At 64.7% G+C, this 22,558-nt stretch carries 24 protein-coding genes; 11 read left to right on the forward strand and 13 right to left on the reverse strand.

The genetic code is table 11. From position 1 onward, the window contains the following. The first annotated feature begins 7 nt into the window (after positions 1–7). The 5 genes from ACI6S0_RS26195 to hutC all read left to right on the forward strand — a co-directional run bounded on the left by ACI6S0_RS26195 (position 8) and on the right by hutC (position 5,319). Entirely contained in the window at positions 8–1,714 is a 1,707-nt protein-coding gene (locus tag ACI6S0_RS26195; RefSeq protein WP_313326458.1) for a copper resistance system multicopper oxidase, read from the forward strand. Further along, entirely contained in the window at positions 1,711–2,697 is a 987-nt protein-coding gene (locus tag ACI6S0_RS26200) for a copper resistance protein B (protein WP_026109204.1), read from the forward strand. Before ACI6S0_RS26195 ends, ACI6S0_RS26200 begins: the two co-directional genes overlap by 4 nt. Next, complete coding sequence (locus ACI6S0_RS26205; RefSeq protein WP_313326459.1) at positions 2,691–3,932, forward strand: MFS transporter; 1,242 nt, start codon at positions 2,691–2,693, stop codon at positions 3,930–3,932. Before ACI6S0_RS26200 ends, ACI6S0_RS26205 begins: the two co-directional genes overlap by 7 nt. 68 nt (positions 3,933–4,000) lie before the next feature. Beyond that, positions 4,001–4,438 (forward strand): DUF411 domain-containing protein, encoded by a 438-nt coding sequence (locus ACI6S0_RS26210; RefSeq protein WP_004213035.1) that lies wholly within the window; start codon positions 4,001–4,003, stop codon positions 4,436–4,438. A gap of 191 nt (positions 4,439–4,629) precedes the next feature. Next, the gene (gene hutC, locus ACI6S0_RS26215; protein ID WP_313326460.1) at positions 4,630–5,319 is read left to right on the forward strand and encodes a histidine utilization repressor; all 690 of its coding nucleotides are present in this window, start codon (positions 4,630–4,632) and stop codon (positions 5,317–5,319) included. Positions 5,320–5,322: 3 nt separating this feature from the next. Here the strand turns inward: hutC and ACI6S0_RS26220 are convergent, their stop codons facing one another. The 4 genes from ACI6S0_RS26220 to ACI6S0_RS26235 all read right to left on the reverse strand — a co-directional run bounded on the left by ACI6S0_RS26220 (position 5,323) and on the right by ACI6S0_RS26235 (position 10,776). Then, the gene (locus ACI6S0_RS26220) at positions 5,323–6,057 is read right to left on the reverse strand and encodes a PepSY domain-containing protein (protein ID WP_004213137.1); all 735 of its coding nucleotides are present in this window, start codon (positions 6,055–6,057) and stop codon (positions 5,323–5,325) included. Continuing rightward, positions 6,054–6,758, reverse strand: coding sequence for a PepSY domain-containing protein (locus ACI6S0_RS26225; RefSeq protein WP_004213138.1), 705 nt, complete (start codon positions 6,756–6,758; stop codon positions 6,054–6,056). The genes ACI6S0_RS26220 and ACI6S0_RS26225 overlap by 4 nt, the downstream gene beginning before the upstream one ends. A 10-nt stretch (positions 6,759–6,768) precedes the next feature. Beyond that, positions 6,769–9,471, reverse strand: coding sequence for a TonB-dependent receptor domain-containing protein (locus ACI6S0_RS26230; RefSeq protein ID WP_015449259.1), 2,703 nt, complete (start codon positions 9,469–9,471; stop codon positions 6,769–6,771). A 738-nt stretch (positions 9,472–10,209) separates the two neighbouring features. Further along, entirely contained in the window at positions 10,210–10,776 is a 567-nt protein-coding gene (locus tag ACI6S0_RS26235) for a TetR family transcriptional regulator (RefSeq protein WP_313326461.1), read from the reverse strand. Between the two features lie 69 nt (positions 10,777–10,845). On the opposite strand from ACI6S0_RS26235, the gene ACI6S0_RS26240 reads away from it, so the two are divergent. The 3 genes from ACI6S0_RS26240 (at position 10,846) to ACI6S0_RS26250 (ending at position 12,590) form a co-directional block, all read left to right on the forward strand. Further along, positions 10,846–11,676, forward strand: a complete 831-nt coding sequence (locus tag ACI6S0_RS26240; protein WP_037479754.1) for an SDR family oxidoreductase — start codon at positions 10,846–10,848, stop codon at positions 11,674–11,676. Between the two features lie 251 nt (positions 11,677–11,927). Then, positions 11,928–12,413 carry a hypothetical protein gene (locus ACI6S0_RS26245; protein ID WP_016743853.1) on the forward strand — a complete coding sequence of 162 codons (486 nt, stop codon included), beginning with the start codon at positions 11,928–11,930 and terminating at the stop codon, positions 12,411–12,413. Positions 12,414–12,431: 18 nt separating this feature from the next. Beyond that, a complete protein-coding gene (locus ACI6S0_RS26250; RefSeq protein ID WP_254908007.1) occupies positions 12,432–12,590 on the forward strand; it encodes a CorA family divalent cation transporter in 159 nt (52 codons plus the stop codon). A gap of 62 nt (positions 12,591–12,652) precedes the next feature. On the opposite strand, the gene ACI6S0_RS26255 is transcribed toward ACI6S0_RS26250, so the two are convergent. From ACI6S0_RS26255 to ACI6S0_RS26295, 9 genes are all read right to left on the reverse strand, one after another. Then, complete coding sequence (locus tag ACI6S0_RS26255; RefSeq protein ID WP_007683354.1) at positions 12,653–13,060, reverse strand: response regulator; 408 nt, start codon at positions 13,058–13,060, stop codon at positions 12,653–12,655. A gap of 81 nt (positions 13,061–13,141) precedes the next feature. Next, positions 13,142–13,765 (reverse strand): response regulator transcription factor, encoded by a 624-nt coding sequence (locus ACI6S0_RS26260; protein ID WP_007683357.1) that lies wholly within the window; start codon positions 13,763–13,765, stop codon positions 13,142–13,144. Further along, positions 13,755–15,290 carry a PAS domain-containing sensor histidine kinase gene (locus tag ACI6S0_RS26265; protein ID WP_313326462.1) on the reverse strand — a complete coding sequence of 512 codons (1,536 nt, stop codon included), beginning with the start codon at positions 15,288–15,290 and terminating at the stop codon, positions 13,755–13,757. The genes ACI6S0_RS26260 and ACI6S0_RS26265 overlap by 11 nt, the downstream gene beginning before the upstream one ends. Positions 15,291–15,349: 59 nt before the next feature. Then, on the reverse strand, positions 15,350–15,823 hold the full coding sequence (locus ACI6S0_RS26270) for a DUF305 domain-containing protein (RefSeq protein ID WP_004212732.1): 474 nt from the start codon (positions 15,821–15,823) through the stop codon (positions 15,350–15,352). 90 nt (positions 15,824–15,913) lie between these two features. Next, complete coding sequence (locus ACI6S0_RS26275; protein WP_313326463.1) at positions 15,914–17,062, reverse strand: copper resistance protein B; 1,149 nt, start codon at positions 17,060–17,062, stop codon at positions 15,914–15,916. Next, on the reverse strand, positions 17,062–18,987 hold the full coding sequence (locus ACI6S0_RS26280) for a copper resistance system multicopper oxidase (RefSeq protein WP_313326464.1): 1,926 nt from the start codon (positions 18,985–18,987) through the stop codon (positions 17,062–17,064). The genes ACI6S0_RS26275 and ACI6S0_RS26280 overlap by 1 nt, the downstream gene beginning before the upstream one ends. A 67-nt stretch (positions 18,988–19,054) precedes the next feature. Next, the gene (locus ACI6S0_RS26285) at positions 19,055–19,621 is read right to left on the reverse strand and encodes an RNA polymerase sigma factor (RefSeq protein ID WP_017501305.1); all 567 of its coding nucleotides are present in this window, start codon (positions 19,619–19,621) and stop codon (positions 19,055–19,057) included. Next, complete coding sequence (locus ACI6S0_RS26290; protein ID WP_026109207.1) at positions 19,618–20,058, reverse strand: periplasmic heavy metal sensor; 441 nt, start codon at positions 20,056–20,058, stop codon at positions 19,618–19,620. Before ACI6S0_RS26290 ends, ACI6S0_RS26285 begins: the two co-directional genes overlap by 4 nt. Then, a complete protein-coding gene (locus ACI6S0_RS26295) occupies positions 20,058–20,327 on the reverse strand; it encodes a hypothetical protein (protein WP_037447996.1) in 270 nt (89 codons plus the stop codon). The genes ACI6S0_RS26290 and ACI6S0_RS26295 overlap by 1 nt, the downstream gene beginning before the upstream one ends. 132 nt (positions 20,328–20,459) lie before the next feature. Between ACI6S0_RS26295 and copC the strand changes: the two genes are divergently transcribed. From copC to ACI6S0_RS26310, 3 genes are read left to right on the forward strand one after another with little or no spacing between them, the layout of a single operon-like run. Continuing rightward, positions 20,460–20,837 (forward strand): copper homeostasis periplasmic binding protein CopC, encoded by a 378-nt coding sequence (gene copC / locus ACI6S0_RS26300; protein WP_007406420.1) that lies wholly within the window; start codon positions 20,460–20,462, stop codon positions 20,835–20,837. 4 nt (positions 20,838–20,841) lie between these two features. Beyond that, the gene (gene copD, locus ACI6S0_RS26305) at positions 20,842–21,786 is read left to right on the forward strand and encodes a copper homeostasis membrane protein CopD (protein ID WP_062787970.1); all 945 of its coding nucleotides are present in this window, start codon (positions 20,842–20,844) and stop codon (positions 21,784–21,786) included. A gap of 36 nt (positions 21,787–21,822) precedes the next feature. Continuing rightward, entirely contained in the window at positions 21,823–22,497 is a 675-nt protein-coding gene (locus tag ACI6S0_RS26310) for a class I SAM-dependent methyltransferase (protein WP_062787969.1), read from the forward strand. The last annotated feature ends 61 nt before the right edge of the window (positions 22,498–22,558 follow it).

The following is a 22,558-nucleotide window of genomic DNA, read 5'->3' on the forward strand; positions in this document are numbered from 1 at the left end:
ACAGTTCATGTCTCCCTTACATATCCGCCCGATCGCGCGGCGCCGTTTCGTCCAGGGGCTGGCGATCGGCGGCGCGGTCGCCGGTTTCGCCCCGGCGCTTCTCGCGCGATCCGCCCCAGTCTCGCCCGCTGAGCTGAGCGGGACCGAGTTCGACCTCGAGATCGCCGAGCTGCCGGTCAACTTCACCGGCAAGCGCCGTATTGCGACCGCCGTGAACGGCAGCGTGCCCGCGCCGGTCCTGCGTCTGCGCGAAGGCGACACGGTCACGCTGCGCGTGCGCAACGGCCTCAAGGAGATGTCGAGCATCCATTGGCACGGCATCATCGTGCCGGCGGAGATGGACGGCGTGCCCGGCATCAGCTTTGCCGGCATCGCGCCGGGCGAGACCTTCACCTATCGCTTCGAGGTCCGCCAGAGCGGAACCTACTGGTATCACGCTCACACGCTCGCCGAGCAGACGGGACTCTATGGAGCGATCATCGTGGAGCCGAAACAGGCGCCGACGGCGCGGGCGCCCGATCGCGACTATTGCATCGTGCTCAGCGATTGGTCGGACGAGCCGCCGCTGCAGATCTTCCTCAATCTCAAGAAGCAGAGCAGCTACTATAATTTTGCGCAGCCGACCGCCGGCGATTTCCTCAAGGATGCCGGCGCCATGGGCCTTGGCAGGGCGCTCGAGCGCCGGCGGATGTGGAACAGCTCGCGGATGAACCCGACCGACTACAGCGATGTCTCTGCCGCGACCTATACCTATCTGATGAACGGCGCGCCGCCCGCCGGCAACTGGACCGGTATCGCCGCGCCCGGCGAGCGCGTGCGCCTGCGCTTCGTCGGGGCGGGGACGGCGACGTTCTTCGACGTGCGGATCCCGGGGGTCGAGCTGACGGTCGTATCGACCGACGGGCAGCCGGTCGAACCGGTCACGGTCGAGGAATTTCGGATCGGCCCGGGCGAGACCTACGACGTCGAGTTCACCATGCCCGAGGGCGGCGCCCGCACCATCTTCGCGCAGGCTATCGATCGGAGCGGCTATGCCCGTGGTACGATCGCACCAGCCCCGGGCATGGCGGCAGCCGTGCCGCCGCTCGATGCCCGGACCTGGCTCGAGCCGGTCGACATGATGGGCGCGATGGCGACGATGGGCGCAATGGGAGGCGACGCGCATGCCGGGCACGGCATGACCGAGATGCCGGCCAGGGCACAGCACGCCCGCACCGAATATGGCGCCAATACCGACATGCGCGTCGACTATCCGCGCACCAATCTCGACGATCCGGGCGCGGGCCTGCGCGGGCGCGACTGGCGCGTGCTGACGCTGGCCGACCTGCGCACGCCGGGCGGCGATCCCGACCCGCGCGAGCCCGAGCGCGATATCGAGCTGCATCTGACGGGCAATATGGAACGGTTCATCTGGTCGCTCGACGGCCTCAAGCTCAACGATTCCCGGCCGCTCCATTTCAGGCCGAACGAGCGGCTGCGCGTCACCTTCGTCAACGACACGATGATGGCGCATCCGATGCATCTGCACGGCATGTGGAGCGATGTCGAAGGCCCGGACGGCGCCTTCCAGGTCCGCAAGCATACAGTCGTGGTCCAGCCCGCCCAACGGGTGAGCTTCCGCGTCACCGCCGACGCCTTGGGTCGATGGGCCTTTCACTGCCATCTGCTCTATCACATGGCGGCCGGCATGTTCCGGGAGGTGGTGGTCGCATGATCCGGATTTTCCCCTCGCGCGGCATCGCTCTTGGCGCTGCCCTCTTCCTGGCGCCGGCGATCACGGCTCCCGCTCTCGCGCAGGATGCCTCGCCCCCGTCGCCCGCCACCACCCCTGCCCAAACGGCCACTCCCGCTCCGCACGCCCCTTCCGCGCAAGGCTCTCAGGACCATGCGGGCATGGGCATGCCGGGCATGGATATGACCGACACGAAGGCGTCCGGTAACGGCGCCACGATGGACATGGGCTCGATGCAGGGTGGCAAGGCCCCGCCGGACGCGCGCAACTCGGACGATTATGCCGACGGCTACCGCAACTCGACGCTGCCGGGCTATGAGATGGCCGACAAGCTCTCGATCCCCAAGATACTTGTCGATGAGCTCGAGTTCACCAGCGGCAACGAGGGGCAGGGCGTGGGCTGGACCGTGCTCGTCACCAAGGGTCAGGACAATGACAAGCTCTGGCTGCGCAGCCAGGGGCTCAAGAACTCCCGCGACCAACGTCTCGATCCGGAAAGCAGCGTCGAGGCGCTGTGGTGGCACAGCAAGAACCCGTTCTGGGGCACGCTGCTCGGGGTCAGGCAGGATCTCGGCAAGGGCGCGACGACGTGGCTGGCCGCCGGCGTCGAGGGACTGGCGCCTTATTGGTTCGACGTCCAGTTCACCGGCTATGTAGGAACCGATGGGCGTCTCGCGGCGCGCGCCAAAGCCTCCTATGAGGTCCTGTTCACCAATCGGTTGATCCTTACGCCGCAGGTGGAGACCAATATCTATTCGAAGCGGTCGGGCGATCGGCAGCTCGGCAGCGGCTTCAGCAATGTTGAGCTGAGCGGACGGTTGCGCTACGAGGTGTCGCGCAAGTTCGCGCCCTATATCGGCTTCGTCTGGGAGCGCGCATTTGACGGCACGGCCGATTTCCGTCGCCTGCGCGGGGAAGGGCCTTCCGAACACAGGCTGGTGATCGGCTTGCGCGCCTGGTGGTGATCCGGGGATGGCGACTTGAGGGATCGACCGCGAACGCGCCGCGTTACAAGGCTGGATCGCAAGCCAACGGTCGCTGGCCGGCCTCTTTTTTCGTCTTGCTGCTCGCGGCGGCTGCGGCGTCGGCGGGACAGACGGCCATTCTCGCCTTCCTTCCGACACTGGTCGACCCGGCTCGTGGCGCGCTATCGTCAAGCGCTCATGATTTTCATGTCGCGAGCCTGACCGCGGTCCACCCCCTGGCTGCCTTGCTGGCGGCGCCGCTCTGGGGCTGGATCGCGGACCGGGTCGACTATCGGGCGATGTTGCGCGCAGCGCTGGTCATCCTCGCGCTGGTGACCGCGCCGATCGGCCTCGTCGGGCTGCCTGAGCTTTATGCATTGCGCCTGGTGGCGGGGATGGCGGCGGCCGCCATCATACCGCTGGGATTGCTCTGCGCGAGCTTTGCCGCAAACGGGCGCGCGGACCAGGCGCGGCGCTTCACCTGGCTGACCGCCTTCGTGTTTCTGGGCGATCTCGCCGGTCCGCTGGTGGCGGAGGTCTCGGCCGCGATCCTGCCCCGCGCTCCCCTCATGATCCTCGCTCTCGGCATCGGTGCCGTCGGGGCGGCGCTTTGCGCCGTTCGTCTGCCGCGCTGGTGTGCACCTTGCATCGATGGCGGAGACCTGCCCGCGCCGACGCTCGGCGCGACGCTGATCCTGCTTTTCGTCACGATCGTCGCGGGCGGCGGGCTGGCGGCGATGCATGTCAATCTCCTGGTGACGTGGAGCGTCATTTCGCTGAGCCGCGAAGAGATCGCCTGGATGCTCAGTCTCTGCGGATTGGGCATGCTGGCAGCACAGATCTTCCATGCGAGGCTCGATTGGCTGGTGACCATGCCGAGGCGGCTTGCGGGGCTGACGCTCGGCCTGCTGGCTGCGGCGCTCTTCCTGTTCCCTGTCGCCGCGAGCATGGCCGAACTCAGTGGGATCATCGTTGCTGCCGGCTGGAGCTCGGCAACCCTTCGATTGGTCACCAGCTTCTGGATCAGCGGTGCGGCAGCCCCTTCGGGTCTGAAGCTCGGTCTCCAGCATTCCGCCGCCAGCATCGGGCAGGCGCTCGCGCCGCTGGCGATCGCCGTCGTCGCTCCCGGGGCGCAGCACTTAGTCTTGTGGGGGATTGGTGGTCTGTCGCTGGCGCTGCTTGTGTCCTTGCCGCTCGCCTGGAGGCCGCGCGCCATCGTGAAATCTTCAGCGTGATGAGGGGTAGGGGGCATCAATGCGTATAGATCATTAGGAACCCTATCGCATGCTTCCGGGAGCCGTTCATGAAGACCCGTCTTTCTGCCGCCTTGCTGTTCCTCGCCCTGCCCGGCGCAGCGCTTGCGGCGAATGATGTCGTCGTCCACCGGGACCCGGGTTGTGGATGCTGTGAGAAGTGGGCCCAGGCGCTTCGCGCGAAGCTGGGCCGCACGGTCGTCATGCGCGACGATGCGTCGCGCGGGGCGCTTCAGCGGAGGGCCGGCATGCCGGGCACGCTGGCATCCTGCCACAGCGCGATGGTTGATGGCTATCTGATCGAGGGCCATGTCCCGGTCGCCGATATCAAGCGCCTGCTGGCAACCCGTCCCGTAGGCGTCAGAGGCATTGCGGTGGCGGGGATGCCGATCGGCTCGGAGGGCATGGAAGTGGCAGGCGCCGCCCGCCAACCCTATGCGGTGGTGTCGTTCGGCAGTTCGGGCCAGAAGGTCTTCGCGCGGCATTGATCACGCACGCCTCGGCTCTCGCTGGTGATTTCCTGTTTGAATGACTGGGACTTGCTCGCCCCCACCTGTATAGTCATTTGATGCATGCTCCCGCTCGCCCCCATAGCCGCGCATCCGCTCCCCGGACGAAAGCTGCTTCTGTGGGCGAACCCGCGGTCGACGCTGCCGGTGCGGAGAAGCAACCTCGCTATGTGGCGATCAAAGACAGCATTTTCGAGGACATCCGGGAAGGTCGCCTGAAGCCCGGCGACCAGACGCCGTCAGAGGCCGAGCTCGTCGAGACGTTCAAAGTCTCGCGCATGACCGCAAACCGGGCGTTGCGGGAACTGCAATCGGCCGGTGTCGTGGTACGGCGGGCGGGGCGGGGCAGCTTTGTCGCCGAGCCCCGGCCGATCGGGCAGCTGATCGAGATCCGCAACATCGCGGAGGAGGTGCGCGGCAGGGGCCACGCCTATCGCGCGTGCGTCATTTATAATATCGAGATACGGGCTGATGCGGAAAGGGCAGCTCTGCTGGAAGTCGGCTTGGGCACGCGCCTCTTCCATTCGCTTATCGTCCATCACGAGACCGAATTCCCAATTCAGGTCGAGGAGCGCTTTGTGCTGGCATCTGCTGCGCCACGCTACGGAGAGAGGGATTTCAGCGCCTCGACGCCGAATGAATATCTGACACGTGTTGCCCCGCTCGAGCGAGTAGAGCACCGGGTGTGCGCGGCGATGCCGGATACAGCCATGCGAACAATGCTGGGCCTCGCTGAAGGAGAACCAGTGCTAATGATGACGCGCAGAACCTGGAGTCGCGGACGTCTCGTATCGCACGCTTGGCTCACGCACCCGGGCAATCGGTTCGAGCTATCGGCGGCTTTTTCTGTTGGGACCTAGCGATCAGCCCGCGCCCAACTTGACGGCCGATTTGCGCCTGCGCCGCAACCATCGCACGTCGGCGCGACTGAAGCTCTTAAACAGCAGGTAGAAGCCCGTCCCCGACAGCCACAAAGTACCGAACGCAACGAAGACGATCAGCGGGTGATTGAAGCTGGTGCGGTTCACATAGTCCATATTGTGGAGCATCCAGAAGAAATCCCAGGTGCGCCATGTGTCGCCGCGCATGACCAGGAATCGGCCGGTGTCGGCGGAGATGTAGGCGCTGCTGTTCTCTGCGTCCGCGAAATCCAGTCGCCACATGGTGCCTTCGTGCTCGCGCGCTTCCACATTCGGTTCGGCGAGCAACGTTGCCTTGCGGATCGGTGCTTCATTCACCATCGTCGCGACGTCGCGCGCGACCTGCTCGTCGACCCGAACCGGGGCGCCGCTCGTCGCGTCGATTAGCCGCGTGCCCGTGGTGGATCGAAGCTCGTAGACGGGGCGTGTGGCAAGGGACCGCAAGGCGATGCCGAGCACGGGACCATCAAGAGCGAGCTTTGCCGGCGCAATATAGTCACCGGCAGGTAGGGCGTGCTGATGGCTGGCCTGCGCACTGTGTCCGCCGACCTTCTCCTGATCGAGCAAGGCCATCATCGAGCCGCTCAGAGCCCAAAGGAGAAACTGCACGCCCAGGATCAGGCCGACCCATTTGTGGATGCGCCGAAAAAAGAGCGGGGTGAACCGGATTTTCTTCATGCCTTCTTCTTCCTGCGCCGCGGGAACGACCAAAGCAGCAGCCAAGCCCCGGCCAGCGCCATGGCAAGGGCACTCCAGGTCGCCACGCGCAGCAGCGGATTGTTGACGTCGGAGCGATCGTCATAGTCCATGATGTGCAGCATCCACGCGAAATCGAACACGCGCCACAGCGCATGGCGGCGCGAGATCAGCTCACCGGTCTGCGGAGAGAGATACAGGGTTGGCCGGTTCCAGGCATCGAATTCGACCTGCCAATAGGGAGGCTTGCGCGCCTGCATTTCCAGTGGCGCCGTCGTCAGCAGCCGGGCTGCGACGATGTCCCCGGTGCCGCTGTAGATGCGCCGAGCGGCGGCGCGGATTTGTGCCTCGCTCAAATCGGGGATGGGCTGTCCCGAACCTGCATCGAAGAGTCTTGGACCACCCGGGGTTTGCGCGCGCCAGACGGGCTGATCCATGAACCGTTGCAGGCGGATCTCGGACGCGTCGGGAGCCGATTGAACAATCCGCGCCGGCGGGACGAAGCTCGCAAGGTCGATGGGGGCGACGACCGGTGGGCGGACCAGATCGTCGCCATGGATGATGTCGATATGGACGGCCACCATATAGAAGCCGGTCAGCGTCCAGAGCAGAACCTGGACGCCGACGATCAGGGCCAGCCACTTGTGCGTCCGGCGGATGACCAAAGGCCAGCGAATTGCCATGTGCTGCCCTTCAGAACGCGGTTCGGAAGCCGGCGTAGAAGCGCCGTCCGAGCAGATCATAGGTCATCGTGTCGGTGTTGGCATCGGTGAAGCTCTGGATATAGGGCGCCTTGCGGTCGAACAGATTATCGGCCCCGATCTGGAAACGTGTCTTCTCGTCGATCGCGAAGGCAAGCTGAAGATTGTGGTAGAAGACGTTCGGCGTGCGGTAGCCGATGTCGCCGGCCGATGCGTTGAAGTCGGTCGCCTTGCCGATCCATTGTGTCGACCAGGTCGCGCTGATGCCGTCCTTTTCCGCCGTCAGCACGCCATAACCACGCCATTTCGGATAGCCGCCATTGCCGCCCCCGATAAACCCGTCGAAATAGATCGGCGCGCCGCCGGGGAAGGGGTTTACGACATATTTGTTGAGATAGGTCATGTTGAGATCCAAGGAGATCTTCACCTCGCCCACCGCACCACTGTACACCAGACCCAGATCGAGACCATTCATCTCCTCGCGGCCGGTGTTGATGGGCTGGGCGGAGAGGTAAGTGACCTCGCCGGTCAGCGCGCTGCGCGTAAAGTCGCTGCAGAACGGGTGCGACAGGTTCTGGCTCGCATAGCAGACTGCGAGCTTGGTCGAGCCGGGAATGGCCCGGATCGCGTCCTTGATCTTGATGTCGAACCAGTCTGCCGTCAGCGACAACCCTGGGATGATGCCGCGCGGCGATATCACCGTACCAACGGTCCAGGTCGTGGAGCTTTCGGGCCGAAGGCTCTGGTTACCGCCCACTGTGGTGAGGATCGTGGTGCCGAGCTGCGTATAGTTGGCCGGCACACCGGACGCCTGACAATTGGCGATCAAGGTCACGTTGCCGCTGGAGGTGTAGCGCGAGCAGGGATCGGTCGTGGTCAGATTGCCTTCCGAGACGCCGCCGAAAAGCTCCGGCACGTTGGGAATGCGAAAGCCCGTCCCATAAGTGCCGCGCAGACGGATGCTGTCATTGACTACCCAGTCGGCACTGAGCTTGTAATTCCAGTCGCTCCCGAAGAGATTATAGTCTGAGTAGCGGACTGCGCCATCGAGCGTGAGCGCCTTGGCGAAAGCTGTGTTGGCAAGCACCGGCACCGATAGCTCGAGATAGGCTTCCTTGGCGGTGCTCGAGCCCGAAATAGGATCCTGCTGATTGACGTTCGCCACGCCGAGCACCGTCAACGGGTCGGGATCGCGCCAGCCTTTTTCGCGCCGATAGACCACGCCGGTGGCGAAGGACACCGCGCCGGCTGGAAGGGAGAAGAGATCGCCGTTGAGGTCAGCCGTGACCGTGCCGAGTTCGTTGCCTCCGCGATCGCGCGAGGTGAACAGAATATAATCCAGAACCTGAGGTGTCAGGTCTCCGAACCCAAGATAGTCACCGCAGGGGATGGCCGCGCCCGCCGTGCTGGAGCATTTGCTCCTGTCGAGCGTGTTCGCGACGCGCTCGAGATTGGCGATGTTGGTCGAGCCGTCGACGGCCGTGTTACGCCCGAAGCTGCCCGCGACTTCCCAGGCCCAGTCGTTCGCCAGCTTGCCGCGCAGCCCGAAGGTGCCTTGCCAGGTATCGGTCTCCTGGAAGAAGTGGCGCGCGCCGGGTTCGGCGAGGCGGCGCTGGGCCAGGACCAGGTTCTGGCCGGTCGGATTGGTCGGATTGCTGGCTGGTATCGAGAGATTGCGCAGCGTGCCGGGTGTCGCGATCTGATTCGACTTGCGGAACGTATAGAGGAACTCGCCGAACGCCTGGATACCGTCGGTCAGCGCATAGTCCGCGAAGAAGGCCGTGCTGACGCGCTCGACTGGGCTGACCGCATTGAGAAACGGGTTCGAGTTGAAGTTGTGCTTGGCGGGACTGTAAGGCTCGTAGAAGTTCCCGTTCCCTCCGGGTACCTGGTTGAAGTTGATCTGTTGGCCGTTGGGCAGCACCGCGCGTCCGCCGATCGTCGAGGCGCTGTTGACGCAGCTCAGCGAGCCCGGCGTCGTTTCAGCGAGCGAGCAGGGCGCACGCGAGGCCATGTTGACGGCGCTGGTCTTCTGGTAGGTGACTGCTGCCATGAACCCGCCACGATCGTTGCGAATGCCCCAAAGTAGGTCCGCGGTGAGATCGGAGCCGTCGCCGCGCTCGGTAATGCCTTGTCGGACGCTGAGACCCAGGCCTTCATAATCGGTGCGCGTGACAAGGTTGACCACGCCGGCCATGGCATCGGCCCCGTAGATAGCGGACGCGCCATCCTTGAGGACATCGGTGCGTGCCAGCGCCACGACCGGGATCATGTTGAGATCGGGTGAGGAATTGGCGCCGGTGCCGCCCGCGACGAGGCGTCGGCCGTTGAGGAGCACGAGTGTGCGCTTGATGCCGAGGCCGCGCAGATTGACCTGAGCAGTGCCATAACCGTTGTTGGTCCAGTAGGCCGATGTCTGGTTGCCCGCGAAGCCGGCATTGGCCGGCAAACGCTGCAAGGCGGTTTCGATATTGACGATGCCGGTATTTTGGATCTGCTCGGCGGTGACCACGGTGGCCGGTCCAACCCCGGCCAGATCCTGCCGACGGATTCGTGAGCCGGTAACGACGATGTCGCTGTCATCCCCCAGGACTTGTGCTTTTGGCTGCGGTGTCGGATCGGCCTGAGCGAGAGCCGGCGCGGCGTAGCCCGCGACGATGGCGGCGCTGCCGAGCAGGGCCATCCTGATGGTCATGTGCAATCCCCCTGACGTTTTAGAACAGCCACAGACAACATCAGTTGTATATACAGGTCAACAGTATTTTTCCTGTTTTTCCAATACCTTATTCTCGTGAAATTTAGATATAGATATAGCTATAATACGCACGCCAGACGTCGAACCCTCATGACTGAAGAGATATTTTTGCGAGCGCTCATTTGCAAATCTGCTGAGATAGGAGATAGAATATCATATCGTAATACAGCCTCGCACGCTTCGATTTGATGATCGGGACATTTGGCCGGCAAGAATGCGAAGCGGCATGATCACATGTTATTGGTGTCGGCGTGATATACCTAGGTATAGCGCTAGAGATGCTCCGGGAACATTAGTCCTTTGCTGAGCTTGCACGCGCCAGGGAAAGTAATACCGATGCGGACCGCATTTGATCCTCGTTTCCTGGATGTGTCGCGCCTTCTTCCGGATTGAGCCGCAGGTTCGCCTTTTGAGGCAGATGAAACGACTCCTGACGAAACGTCGTGCGACGAGTCCGGCGACCTGAGATCGTCGCGCAGCCACTGGGTCACTTGGCGATGATCCAATCCGGTTCGGCAGTGGCGGCGCAGTCCTCGAACGTCGATCGCATCCGCGGAGCCGACGGGCCGGCTTGTGCATGAGCCGCCCTGATTTTGCCGCTGGGCAGTACGGCAGGTTGCGAAAAATGCTTGCTGTGTCCCGGTCGGCGCGCGGGCGTGCAGCTCGCGCCTCGCACGATCACACGCGCAGCAGTCGCCCCACCGCCCGCATGATCGTCGCCCGGCGCGCCGCGTGCTCGGCAGCGTCGCGTGCAGCTCCGGTCATGCACCAGAGCTGGGTGAGGGCGGCGACAAGCCGGACGACATTCAGGGGCGTGAAGTCGGCGACGATCCGCCCCTCGGCCTGCGCCGCTGCGATCCCGTCCAGCTTCTCCCCGAGAAGGACCTCGCCGGCCGGGAGCATCAGAACATCCTGGCCACGCTCCAAATGATGCCAGGTCAGCAGCCTCCACAGGCGCGGGCGTTCGACCAGCAAGTCATAGGTGCGCCCCGCATAACCCTCAAGATCATTGGGATCGAAGCGATCGGCCTGCGCCGCGTCCATCACTTCCTGCGTCAGCGCGGCATCGAAGAGCGCCTCCTTGTCCCCGAAATAGGTGTAGAGCATCGGCTTGCTGATACCCGCCGCCTGCGCAATCCGGTCGATCCGCGCGCCCGCCAGCCCATGGGACGCGAACTCCTCGGTCGCTGCAGCCAGGAGCGTCTCGCGGCTCTGTGCGGCATTCCGCCGGGTTCGTTGCTTCATCACACCTCCAAGCATTGACGCATTCCAGGTTTCAAGTTACCTACCAGTTGGTAATATATGGAGTAACATATGTCCAATCACTGGTTTCTCACGGGCGCGTCCAGCGGCATCGGCCGCCATCTGGCCGAACTGATCCTGGCCGCTGGCGACGACCTTACCGCGACGGCCCGCAAGCCCGAAAGCCTCGATGATCTCGCGGCGAAATATCCGAGCCAGCTGCGCGTCGAAGCGCTCGACGTCACGGTCAAGGACGATATTGCTGCGGTCGTGGCCCGGGCGCAGGCGCGTCGACCCGTCGATATTCTGGTCAACAACGCCGGCGGCGGCGTGATCGGCGCCACCGAAGAGATGTCGGACGCCGAGGTCGAAGGCCAGATCGCGCTCAATCTCATGGCGCCCATCCACATCACCCGCGCCTTTGTCCCCGCCATGCGGCTGCGCGGGAGCGGCCGGATCATCCAGATCTCCAGCGCTAGTGGTCAGGGCTCGCTTCCGACGAGCAGTCTCTATCATGTGGCCAAATGGGGCCTGGAGGGCTTCAGCGAATGCCTCCGCCAGGAGCTTGAACCCTTCAACCTGTTCGTGACACTGATCGAGCCGGGCGGGGCGCGCACCAGCTTCAGCCACAATCTGCAATTCGCCAGCGAGATCGCCGCGTATCGCGATACGCCCGCCGGCCATATCCGCAAGATGTTCGAGACCGCCGGAAACGAGCTCTACACGCTCGACCCGCAAAAGATCGCGCAAGCGATCGTTGATGTCGCAACCAGCGACCATCCGCCGCTGCGCGTGACTCTGGGGGGTGACGCTTTCGGCGTTGTCCAGGCGGCGCTGCAATCGCGGCTCGCCTTTCTGCAGTCCCAGGAAGCGCTCGCGCGCTCGGTCGCTTTCGACAGTTGAGCTTTTCCGTCTTCCAGCTTTCGTCTCCGCGCGGTGCGACGCGCCTCACCGGGGCCCGGCAACCCTGTCGTCAGCGCCGTTATCCGATACTTAGGTATAGTCATCCGACACGATTGCAGAGGCGCCACACGGGCAATCGCTTGGTACCATCGCAAGAGAGGAAAACCCTCGCGGTCGCCAATCAAGGGTGCGCAGACCTTCGCAGTCTGCGTGCCCTTGATGTGGCAGCGCGCCGCCCAGCCACGCGCGTCATGAACGGGAGCGGCCTTCTGCGAAACCCAACGCTCCGCCGCATTTTCTATAAGCTCTCGCTCGAATTGCTGCGCGCCGCCTTCTTCTTCCTGCGATTGGGCTTGAAGAATGACGAGTGTTTGTGCGCGCGTCTCAATAGGCGAGGCACACGGCTTCCGGTCGCCGCCGCCGTTCTTTGTCACAATGGCAAACGGCTACGGCCGGCGACCCTGATCGATCCGGCGTGCGAGCACGTCGGCAAGGATGACTTCGTGTGGATCAAAATGTCCCAGCCCAGCGAAACAGAACTTGCCGACATCGCCGGGAATTACGGCCTTCACCCGCTTGCCATGGAAGGTGCCGACAACGGCCACCAGATTTCGAAGCTCGACGATCACATGCTCAGGGTTGAGAGCGCCATCACCGGCATCCGCGACATCCTGATCTCGGTGTTCGAGGCGAGTCACCTGCTCGAACAGCAGCGCCAAGGTGCGATCACCCGTTAGCTTGCCGCCCGGGCTGCGATCCTCGCGGTGCCTACCGCGATTGCCGGAATCTACGGCATGAATTTCGAGAATATGCCCGAACTGAAGACGCAATGGGGATATTTCGTCATCCTCGGCGTCATCGCTGCGGTCTGCATTGGGCTCTACATCCGGTTCAAACGTAGCCACTGGCTTTGACGGCGCAGATCGGCTTTCCACATCGCGCCGGGCTGAGGCTGCCGGGGGCCGGCCGCCATAACTCAATGCTTTCGCAGAACCTCGGCGCGGTGCCGGTCCAACGCATCGAGCAAAGCCCTGCCGATCAAAGGCTTTGCGAGAACGTGATCGAAGCCCGCCTCGGCGGCCCGCCAGGCCAGCAGCGTGTCGTGAAAGCCTGAGATCATGATGGCGCGTCCCGACCATCCGATCTCGCGAAGGTGACGCAGCATCGCGAATCCGTCGATGTCGGGCATGCGATAGTCGAGGATGACGCAGTCTGCCTCCTTCGCGCGGGGGTCGGCCAACAGCGCGTGGCCGGTCGTATATCCCCACACGGCATAGCCGCGCGATCTCAGCAGCAGCTGGAGGCCACGCCGCACGCCGGGATCGTCGTCGGAGACGAGGATGGTGTATCTGCCATCATGCTGAGTGGAACGGACCGATGGCATTGCGAGAAGCGGACACCCGTGTGACGATTGCACCATCGATCGCATATCGCGCCTCGTCCCGTCGCTACGTAGAGGTCGCAGTCACTTCGGCTTGCGGCCCATGCCCGCGGCAAAGGCGATCCGCAGGGCTTCGGACAAATTGCGGACCTCGAGCTTGGCCATCAGGCTCGCGCGATGGACCTCGACCGTTCGCGATGAACAGCCCAGGTCATAGGCGATCGTCTTATTGGGCAGGCCGTTCGCCAGCCCTTCCAGCACTTCACGCTCCCGGGGCGTCAGTGCAGCGACCCGCACGCCGGCTTCAGAGGTTTCCAGAGTGCGAAAGTCGACATCGTCGAGACGCGCGAACGCGCGGCTGACGGCGCCGAGCAGGGCGGCTTTCTCGAAGGGCTTCTCGAGAAAGTCGACCGCGCCGCCTTTCATGGCCTGCACCGCAACCGACACGTCGCCATGGCCGGTCAGGACGATGACCGGCATATTGACCCCGCGTGCTGCCATGGCGGCCTGAACCTCGAGACCGTCCATCTCGGGCATGCGCACGTCGAGGATGACGCAGCCGACGGCCGCCGACTTCGCCTCCTTGAGAAACTCCACGCCCGAGGCATAGGTCACGACGTCGTAGCCCGCGGTCTTGAGCGCAAAGCTCGCCGCCTTGCGGATGCTCTCCTCGTCGTCGACCAGATGGATGACGCGTCTATCCCCCATGTTCCTCCTCCGCCCGCGCATGGATCAAGGTAAAATGAAAGCGCGCGCCGCCGCGGTCGGGGCGCTCCATCCAGATACGGCCCCCATGCGCTTCGATGATGGTCCGGCAGATCGAAAGGCCGAGGCCCATGCCGTCGGCCTTTGTCGACTTGAACGCCGTGAAGAGCTGCTCCCGGACCTCGTCGGCGATGCCGGGGCCGGTATCCGCCACGGTCACCTCGATCAGCCCGTCAGGGCGCAACCTGGTCGCCACCTTGAGGTCGCGAACCGGACACTCCGCCATCGCCTCGATGGCATTGCGCATCAGGTTGACCAGCACCTGCTGGATCTGCACCCTGTCGACGAGGACCGGCGTCGCGGCGGGATCGACTGCAAAGAAGCTGCGGATGCCGCGCTCGCGGGCGTCGACCAGCGCGAGCTGGCTCGCCTCGGCGATGACCCGCGGCAGCTCGTGGAGGCTCTTGTCGACCTCGCCGCGGGCGACGAAATCGCGCAGGCGCCGGACGATATGGCCGGCCCGCAGCGTTTCCTGTGCCGCATCATCCATCACCGACCGTAGCGACACGAAGGGTTCGTCGTCCCGCTCGTCGAGCATGTCGCGGATCGTCTCGAGATAGAGCGCGACCGCGGCAAGCGGCTGGTTGAGCTCATGCGCGAGGGTCGAGGCCATCGTGCCCATCGCGCTCAGCCGGGAGACATGGACCAGCTCTGCCTGCAGTTCCTTGAGCCTGAGCTCATCCTGCTCCTTGGCGGTGAGATCCCGGATGAAGCCGGTGAACAACCGCTGCCCGTCTTCACCGGCCTCGCCAACCGACAGCTGCATCGGGAAGGTCGAGCCGTCGCGGCGCTGGCCGACCACGACGCGGCCGAGGCCGATGATCCGGCGCTCGCCGGTCTGGAGATAATGCGCGATATATTCGTCGTGCCGGTCGCGATCGGGCTGGGGCATCAGGCAGGAGACGTTGCGGCCGACGAGCTCGGTTTCCGAATAGCCGAACAGGCGTTGGGCGGCCGCGCTGAACGACGTGATGGCGCCGGTCTCGTCGATGATGATCATCGCATCGGGGACGGTCGCCAGGATCGACTGGAGATGCTGCTCGCGGGTCTCGATTGACGCCCGGACCGCCGCCTCGTCGGTGACATCGCGACTGATGCAGGCAAAGCCTCGATGTGTGTCGCCTTCGAACAGGGCGCTGATCGTCAGGCGCGCGAGATATTCCGCGCCGTTCTCGCAGACCCGCCACGCTTCGCGCTCCAGCGTGCCCTCGTGAAGGGCGGCCGCCAGGTCTGCGCGTGGACGACCCGCCGCAATCTCGTCGGGCGGGTAGAACAGGTCATGGGGCTGTCCCAGGACGCGATCGAGGGGCCAGCATTCGGCACGCTCGCCTTCTTCATTATAGCTCAGCACGATCCCGGCAGGATCGAGCAGCGTCAGGACATGGCCGCCAGCCTGTCGCAGGAACAGCGGCGCAAGCCGCGCTACGTCGCTGGCAATCTCGTCCGGCCCGCGCCTCGTGTCGACCATCGTCCCGGCTCACATGCCTGGCCGGGCGCACGGATCCGGGCGTAGCCCGACCGTGCCACTCAGCGCCGCGCGAGTATGGCCTTCATCTCGTCGATTTCCTGCCGCTGCGAGCGCTTGATCGCTTCGCAAAGCCGGATGACTTCCGGATCGCTGAGCTTTGCTTCCTGGCACATCAGGATCGCCCCGGAATGATGCGGGATCATCGAGCGCAGAAAGGCCGTGTCGCCGATCGTGGTCTGGGTGCGGATGAGCGCAAAGCTGCCGAAGAAGGCGACCAGCGACGCGGCGATCAGCGCGATGTTGGCGGCTTTCGACGCGAACATGTGCCGCATGGCGACGATCATCAGCACCACCATCGGCGCGACCATCATCAGCGTCATGTAGAGCATGTTGAGGTTGTTGTAGAAGCTGTCGAGCCCGTCGATCATGACGAACATCACCAGATACATGATGACGCCGCTGATGACGGTCTGAACGGCAAGGCTCCAATAGGCGCCCATCTTCCGGGTGTTCATGTGGGACGAATGGTCCATGACGTATCTCCTTCGCTCGGCGCCGGCCGACCTTGGTATGAGTGTAACGCCCCGCTCTCCTGTTCGCCCCCGCCATCAGCCGTCCTGATGCTAAAACCAGAAGCGAACGCCGGCGACGAAGCTGGTCGCATGGACGTCCTCGCCGGCAAGCCTCGACAGCCGCGCCGTGTCGCCGGCTTTGCGCAGATAAGAGACGCCGATATAGGGTGCGAACTGGCGGCTAAACTCATAGCGCAGGCGCGCGCCGAGCTCTATGTTGACCAGCCCCGAACCGATGTCGTTCTCCGGAATATCCTGCGCGGCGAAATTGACCTCGGCGCGCGGCTGCAAGATCAGGCGCTGGGTAATGCGCTGGTCGTAATAGCCCTCGACCCGGCCCAGAACATCGCCCTTGGTCGAGAGGAACAGCGCGCCTTCGACTTCGAACATGCCGGGAGCCAGGCCCTCGACGCCGACCGTCGCGTAAGTGCGGTCGGGCCCGCGGCCGAAGTCCTGGCGGATACCGCCCTGAAGATTGAAATAGGGGTCGATGGCCCGGCTATAGAGCACCTGCACCTCCGCGCTGTCGATGCCGCGGCCGAACTCGCCTTCGCCCTCGCTCTTGAGCCAGAGCCGGTTGATATCGCCGCCGTAAAAGCCTTCGCCATCCCAGCGATAGCCATCGCGACCGCTATGCGCTTGATACTCGAACAGGTTGAGCAGCACCTGCCCGAAATTGTTGCCGCCGCTGTCCTTCATCATGATGTCGCGTGAGCGCGCCATCTCGGCGCCGGGAAAATCACGATCGGCGAAGTGGTCGCTGGGGGGAGGCGGCGGGGGCGCATTGCCGGCCGGAAGCGCCGTGCCGGTCATTTGCATGCCGGGCATGGCGGTCTGGCCATGCTGCGAATGGTCCATCCCGGGCATGTCCGGCATCGCGCCGTCCTGATGCTGGGAGTGGTCCATGCCCGGCATGTCCGGCATCGCGGGAGACGCGGGTTGCGGCTGACCGGCCGCATCTCCCTGCGGCGCAGGACTGGCCTGGTGCTGCGAATGGTCCATCGCCGAGGTGGCGTCTGGCGCTGGTGTCTGAGCGCGCGGCCTGGCGGCGGCCTTGTCCTTCTTCTTCTCCTGCGCCGGCGCCACTTCGCCCGGCGGCGCCATGCCGGGCATGCCGTGCATCGAATGATCCTGGGCAAAGGCGGGCGCGGCAGCGAAAAGGGCGATCGCGCTCACCAGCGGCGTGAGGATGCGGGTCATTACGCGTCTCCCTTCGGACGGACGCTCACGACCCGCATCATCCCTGCATGCATGTGGTAGAGGAGATGACAGTGGAAGGCCCAGTCGCCGACCGCGTCGGCGGTGAAGTCCCAGGTCACCTTGCCGCCGGGCTGGACGATCACCGTATGCTTGCGCGGCGCATGATCGCCATGCCCCGTCACCAGCTCGAAAAAATGCCCGTGAATATGGATCGGATGCCCCATCATCGTGTCGTTGATGAGATTGACGCGCACCCGCTCGCCTTCGATGAAGGGGATCGGCTCGTGATGGTCCGACATTTTTTCGCCGTCGAACGACCACATGAACCGCTCCATGTTGCCGGTGAGGTGAATGTCGATGCTGCGGCTCGGCGCGCGCACGTCCGGATTGCGATCGAGCGCCATCAGGTCCCTGTAGACAAGCACCTTGTGGCCGACGTCGGCGAGGCCCTGGCCGGGCTCGCCGGTGCGGTCTACGGGCATCGGCGAGATGGTCTGGACGCTCGGGTCGCGCTTCACCTGCGGCGCGTTCGAGAAGTCGCGCATCTTCATCGAGCCCATCGCGTGCCCGTCATGATCCATGCCCGCCATCTGGCCATCGGCGCCCATCGCGCCGTGGTCCATGCCGGCCATCGATCCATGATCCATCCCCGAATGATCCATGCCTGCCATGGCGCTATTGTCCATGGTCGCCATCGCTGCCGCCGCGCCGGTCGCGAGGCGCGCGGACGCGTTCTTCTCGGCCGTCGGATCGACGCCCCGCATAGCGCCGCCCGACATGTCCATGCCTTCCATGCCCGGCATCGAGGACATGTCCATGCCCATGTCCTTCATGTCGGCGAGCGGCCGTTTGCGTAAGGGGGGAACCTCGCCGGCCATGCCGGCGCGCGGCGCGAGCGTGGCACGCGCCATGCCCGAGCGGTCGATCGCCTCGCCGACAAGGGTGTAGGCCTTGTCATCGCCTGGGCTGACAACGACGTCGTAGGTCTCGGCAACACCAATCTGGAACTCGTCGACGGTGACCGGCACCACATTCTGCCCGTCGGCCTGGACGATGGTCAGCGGCAGGCCGGGGATGCGGACGTTGAAGGTGGTCATCGCCGACGCATTGATGACCCGCAGCCGCACCCGTTCGCCCGGGGTGAAGAGCGCGGTCCAGTTGTCCATCGGACCATGGCCGTTGACGAGATAGGTGTAGGTGGATCCGGTCACATCGGAGATGTCGGCCGGGTCCATCCGCATCTGGCCCCAGTCGAGCCGGTCCTTGAGCGGCTGATCCTTGCCCGACAGGAGCCCGGCCAGGGTCTGGCGCTGGAAATTGAAATGGCCGGGGTTGACCTTGAGGCGCCGGAAGATCGCCTGCGGCGAGAGCGCGCTGTGATCGGCGAGCACGATGACATGCTCGCGGTCATAGGCGACCGGATCGGCACCGGCGGGATCGATGATGATCGGGCCGTAATGGCCTTCCTGTTCCTGCAGGCCTGAATGGCTGTGATACCAGTAGGTGCCGCTTTGCACGACGGGGAACTGGTAGAGGTAGTTCGATCCCGGCTTGATGCCCGGGAAAGACACGCCCGGCACGCCGTCCATATTGGCCGGCAGGATCAGCCCGTGCCAGTGGATCGAGCTGTCCTCCTCGAGTTGATTGACGACGTTGAGCCGCACGCGCTGGCCTTCGCGCAGCCGGATCAGCGGGGCGGGGACCGTGCCGTTGAGACCGATTGCGCGGAACTGGCGCCCGTCGATGCTCATCGACTGCCGGGCGATGGTCAGCGTGATGTCTTCGCCCGACACGGTCGGCAGCGTCGGTCGCATCCCCGGCGAGATGGTCTGCGCCCAGGCAGGCAGCCAGGCTGATAATGCGGCGCCACCACCGGCGAGGGCCGCGCCGCGAAGGAACTGGCGGCGGTCGAGGGCAGAAATCATTCGGTTTGTCTCAGCTTGCGGAAAGAGGGCGGACCTATTGGAAATACGCAGCCCACCCGCCTGCCCCTCAAACTTTCTTCAAACTTTCCGCGAGGCGCGCCCGGGCGCGGTAGAGGCGGGTCTCGACGGCCTTCTGGGAGATGCCGAGGATCTCGGCGGTTTCGGCTTCCGATTTCTCGTCGATCGTCCGCAGGATGAGCGTGTCCTTGAGCGAGGCGGGCAGGGCGGCGATCGCCGTCATCGCCTCGGCGAGTTGCTGTTCGGCATCCAGGGCGCGGTCGGCCGAGGGGGCGTCGTCGACGATATGTTCGGCTTCGCCCAGAGGAAGGGCGAAGGAAAAGAAATTGCGGACCGCACGGCGACGGCGCCAGTCGTGGCATTTGTTGATGACGATCCGCGACATCCAGACCGGGAAGGGCCGCGTCCCATCATAGCGGCTGAGCGCGGAAAAGGCGGCCACGAAGCTCGCCTGAGTGACGTCGAGCGCCTCGTCGGGGCTACCGACATGGCTGCGCACGAGACGGTGTACCCAGCCCTGATGCCGGCGGACCAGCTCGCCATAGGCCGCTTGCCGGCCCCCCAGCGCCAGAGCCGCAAGCTCCCCGTCCGAGCAGTCGGGGAGGTGGAGCGTCATTTTTTCTCGGCCGTCAGCGCTTTCACGACGGCGTCGTCGAACTTCACCGTCTGGTCGGGGCGGAGCACCGCACGCATCGCGAAGATATGCTCGAGCGTTTCCTTCTGCAGCGCGCCCATCGCCTGGTGTGACCGGTCGACGGCGGCGGAGACCTGAGGCCCATAGCCATGTTCCGACCTGATGGCCTGCGCGAGCCATGCATTGTCGGCGCGCAGTTCCGCTTCCAGGGCCTGTCGGCGGATGGCGTAGCGGGCTTCGATAGCCTCGAGCCGTGCATGTTGCGCGCTATCCAGCTTGAGATCGCGATGGAGCAGGTCGTGCAGCTCATTCTCGACAGGGGGCGCCGGCACGACATAGAGCCGGCCGATCACGACCCCCGCTACTGCCGCAACAAACGTCAGCAGCACGAGAAGGAGAAGGCCGCGGCGATCGCGCATCATTGCGCGCTCAGCAGCGTCGAAGGAGCGAGCGCGAGCCGCGCGTCGAAGGGCGATGCCGCAGCATCTGCCGAACGCACTGGCACCGCGGAACCGGCGATGCCGATGAAGAGCGCGACCGCGGCTGCGACACCGAAGGTCGTGGCGCTCAGGCGCGGCATGGCCTGGAGCCGGGCGATCTCGGCCATGACGCGGCTGTCCAGCCCGGCAAGCCGGGGATCGAGGGGGGCTTCCCGCAACCGGCTGAGCATGTCGTCGAGGTGGTCCATGATGTTTCTCCGTCTTCTCTTCTCAATACGCAGGGTGGTCTTCTAACCCTTGTCCGGGAACAAAAAGAAAATTGCGAGGGGTGCAGGTCGCGGCTGCGTATTCTCTCATGTCACTGACAGGAGAATGTCCAAATGCGCTTCTTTTCGCCGCTCGCAGCCATCGCCGCCGTCGGCCTGAGTGTTTCTGCTCCGGCCTACGCCCATCCCAAGCTCGTGTCCTCGACGCCCGCCGCCAACGCCAGCGTCCCGGCGCCGTCGCGTATCACGCTCACCTTCAGTGAAGGTCTGATGCCGAAGCTGTCGGGCGCCGAGATCGTGATGACCGGCATGCCCGGCATGCCCAACCACCGCATGGCGGTAACCGGCTTCAAGACGTCCGTCGAAGGCGACAAGACGCTCGTGCTGACGCTCGCCAAGCCGCTCATGGCGGGCAGCTATCAGGTCGCCTGGCACGTCGTCTCGACCGACACGCACCGCATCCAGGGCAATCTCGCCTTTACCGTCAAGTGACGCCATGAACGACGTGGCACTCGTCGCCGTCCGCTGGGCGCTCTACGTCGATCTCGGCCTGCTGTTCGGCCTGCCGCTGTTCGCGCTCTATGCGCCCGGCGGCGGCCGGATGGTGCAGCGGCATCTGCCGATGGCGGCAATGGTGGCCGGTCTCGCCTGTCTCGCCCTCCTGCTGTCGGCGCTGGGGTTCGCGTTGCAGGCTGCGGCGATGACCGGGCTGCCACTCGCCCAGCCTGATCTTTCCATGGTCGCAGAGCTGTTCAACGGCACTTCCATGGGAACGGCGCTGAAGGCGCGCCTCGTCGCGCTCCTCGTTCTTCTGCTCTGCATCCCCTTGTATCGCCGGCAATCCCGTCCTGCCTTCATCGCCTCCACTCTGGCGGGCGCGGTCGCGCTCGCGACCCTCGCCTGGAGCGGGCATGGCGCGGCCGGCGAAGGCGAGGCGGGCTGGCTGCAACTGCTGGCCGATCTCATCCATCTGCTCGCCGCCGGCGCCTGGGTCGGCGCGCTTGCCGCCTTCCTCGCGCTGGTACTTCCCAGGCTCGCAACCGATGATCTCGCCGCTCAAGACATGGACCGGATCACGCTCGCCGAGGAAGCCCTGCGGGGCTTCTCCCTCGTCGGCACGATCATCGTCGCCCTGCTGATCCTGACCGGGACGGTGAACGGCTGGTTCCTGGTCGGCCCGGGCAACGTCGCCTCGCTCGGGCAGTCGACCTACGGCCTGCTGCTCATCGCCAAGCTGCTGCTGTTCGCCGGCATGCTGGGCCTGGCCGCGCTCAACCGTTATCGCCTGACCCCGGCACTGGCGCAGGCGATCGAGGAAGAGGACGCGCCACGGGCGCAGGCGCTGCTGCGCGCGAGCCTCGTCGTCGAAGGCGGTCTTGCGATCGTCATTCTCGGGCTCGTCGCCTGGCTGGGGACACTATCGCCGCCCATGTCGATGTAGCTTATCGTTTCGGACGCCTCGCGTTGGGAGAAGCCAATGCAATCCTACACCCCGCCGCTCGGGACCGGATCGACGAAAGACTATGATCGCGCGATCCGCCTGTGGACGCGGGAGAAGCGGTGGCGTGCCGCCATGCTCGCCGCCCTGGCGCCCAAAGCCGGTGAGACGGTCGTCGACGTCGGCTGTGGCACCGGCAGCTTCGCGCTGATGCTCAAGCAAGCCGAGCCCAGGACGCAGGTGATCGGTCTCGATCCCGATGCCGAGGCGCTCGACATCGCGCGGCACAAGGCCGCTGCGCGGCAGGCCGATATCGACTGGCGTCAGGGATTTGCCAGGGACGTGGCCCCAGGCACCGCCGACGCTGTCGTGTCGAGTCTCGTGCTGCATCAGATGCCGGTCAGGGAGAAGGCGGCAACCCTGCGCGCCATGTTCGCCATGCTGCGCCCGGGTGGCCGCCTGGTGATCGCCGATTATGGCCGCCAGCACGGTCTCATGCGGCTCGCCTTCCGCCTGACCGTGCAGGGGCTCGATGGCATCGATGATACCCGGCCCAATGCCGACGGCGTGCTCCCCGGCCTGATCGCGGCGGCCGGCTTCAGGCATGTGGCCGAGACGTTTCGGCTTTTGACCATCACCGGCGCGATCGACCTGTTTACGGCGCATCGACCGGCGCAGGACCACGGCCTTACGGTTGCCAATGACCTTGGCTGATGGCGGCCAGGCGAACGGGCCCGCCGATTTGTCCGCTTAGGCGATTACGTATTGACCCTGA

It is taken from the genome of Sphingobium sp. DN12, assembly GCF_051058005.1.
Classification (GTDB): domain Bacteria; phylum Pseudomonadota; class Alphaproteobacteria; order Sphingomonadales; family Sphingomonadaceae; genus Sphingobium; species Sphingobium yanoikuyae.

Excerpts from the sequence above, each read along its gene's own strand:
- ACI6S0_RS26195 (WP_313326458.1), top strand. The coding sequence starts at position 8 with ATGTCTCCCTTACATATCCGCCCGATCGCGCGGCGCCGTTTCGTCCAG.
- ACI6S0_RS26200 (WP_026109204.1), top strand. The coding sequence starts at position 1,711 with ATGATCCGGATTTTCCCCTCGCGCGGCATCGCTCTTGGCGCTGCCCTC.
- ACI6S0_RS26210 (WP_004213035.1), top strand. The coding sequence starts at position 4,001 with ATGAAGACCCGTCTTTCTGCCGCCTTGCTGTTCCTCGCCCTGCCCGGC.
- ACI6S0_RS26220 (WP_004213137.1), bottom strand. The coding sequence starts at position 6,057 with ATGAAGAAAATCCGGTTCACCCCGCTCTTTTTTCGGCGCATCCACAAA.
- ACI6S0_RS26225 (WP_004213138.1), bottom strand. The coding sequence starts at position 6,758 with ATGGCAATTCGCTGGCCTTTGGTCATCCGCCGGACGCACAAGTGGCTG.
- ACI6S0_RS26230 (WP_015449259.1), bottom strand. The coding sequence starts at position 9,471 with ATGACCATCAGGATGGCCCTGCTCGGCAGCGCCGCCATCGTCGCGGGC.
- ACI6S0_RS26235 (WP_313326461.1), bottom strand. The coding sequence starts at position 10,776 with ATGAAGCAACGAACCCGGCGGAATGCCGCACAGAGCCGCGAGACGCTC.
- ACI6S0_RS26240 (WP_037479754.1), top strand. The coding sequence starts at position 10,846 with ATGTCCAATCACTGGTTTCTCACGGGCGCGTCCAGCGGCATCGGCCGC.
- ACI6S0_RS26245 (WP_016743853.1), top strand. The coding sequence starts at position 11,928 with ATGAACGGGAGCGGCCTTCTGCGAAACCCAACGCTCCGCCGCATTTTC.
- ACI6S0_RS26255 (WP_007683354.1), bottom strand. The coding sequence starts at position 13,060 with ATGCCATCGGTCCGTTCCACTCAGCATGATGGCAGATACACCATCCTC.
- ACI6S0_RS26260 (WP_007683357.1), bottom strand. The coding sequence starts at position 13,765 with ATGGGGGATAGACGCGTCATCCATCTGGTCGACGACGAGGAGAGCATC.
- ACI6S0_RS26265 (WP_313326462.1), bottom strand. The coding sequence starts at position 15,290 with ATGGTCGACACGAGGCGCGGGCCGGACGAGATTGCCAGCGACGTAGCG.
- ACI6S0_RS26270 (WP_004212732.1), bottom strand. The coding sequence starts at position 15,823 with ATGGACCATTCGTCCCACATGAACACCCGGAAGATGGGCGCCTATTGG.
- ACI6S0_RS26275 (WP_313326463.1), bottom strand. The coding sequence starts at position 17,062 with ATGACCCGCATCCTCACGCCGCTGGTGAGCGCGATCGCCCTTTTCGCT.
- ACI6S0_RS26280 (WP_313326464.1), bottom strand. The coding sequence starts at position 18,987 with ATGATTTCTGCCCTCGACCGCCGCCAGTTCCTTCGCGGCGCGGCCCTC.
- ACI6S0_RS26285 (WP_017501305.1), bottom strand. The coding sequence starts at position 19,621 with ATGACGCTCCACCTCCCCGACTGCTCGGACGGGGAGCTTGCGGCTCTG.
- ACI6S0_RS26290 (WP_026109207.1), bottom strand. The coding sequence starts at position 20,058 with ATGCGCGATCGCCGCGGCCTTCTCCTTCTCGTGCTGCTGACGTTTGTT.
- ACI6S0_RS26295 (WP_037447996.1), bottom strand. The coding sequence starts at position 20,327 with ATGGACCACCTCGACGACATGCTCAGCCGGTTGCGGGAAGCCCCCCTC.
- copC (WP_007406420.1), top strand. The coding sequence starts at position 20,460 with ATGCGCTTCTTTTCGCCGCTCGCAGCCATCGCCGCCGTCGGCCTGAGT.
- copD (WP_062787970.1), top strand. The coding sequence starts at position 20,842 with ATGAACGACGTGGCACTCGTCGCCGTCCGCTGGGCGCTCTACGTCGAT.
- ACI6S0_RS26310 (WP_062787969.1), top strand. The coding sequence starts at position 21,823 with ATGCAATCCTACACCCCGCCGCTCGGGACCGGATCGACGAAAGACTAT.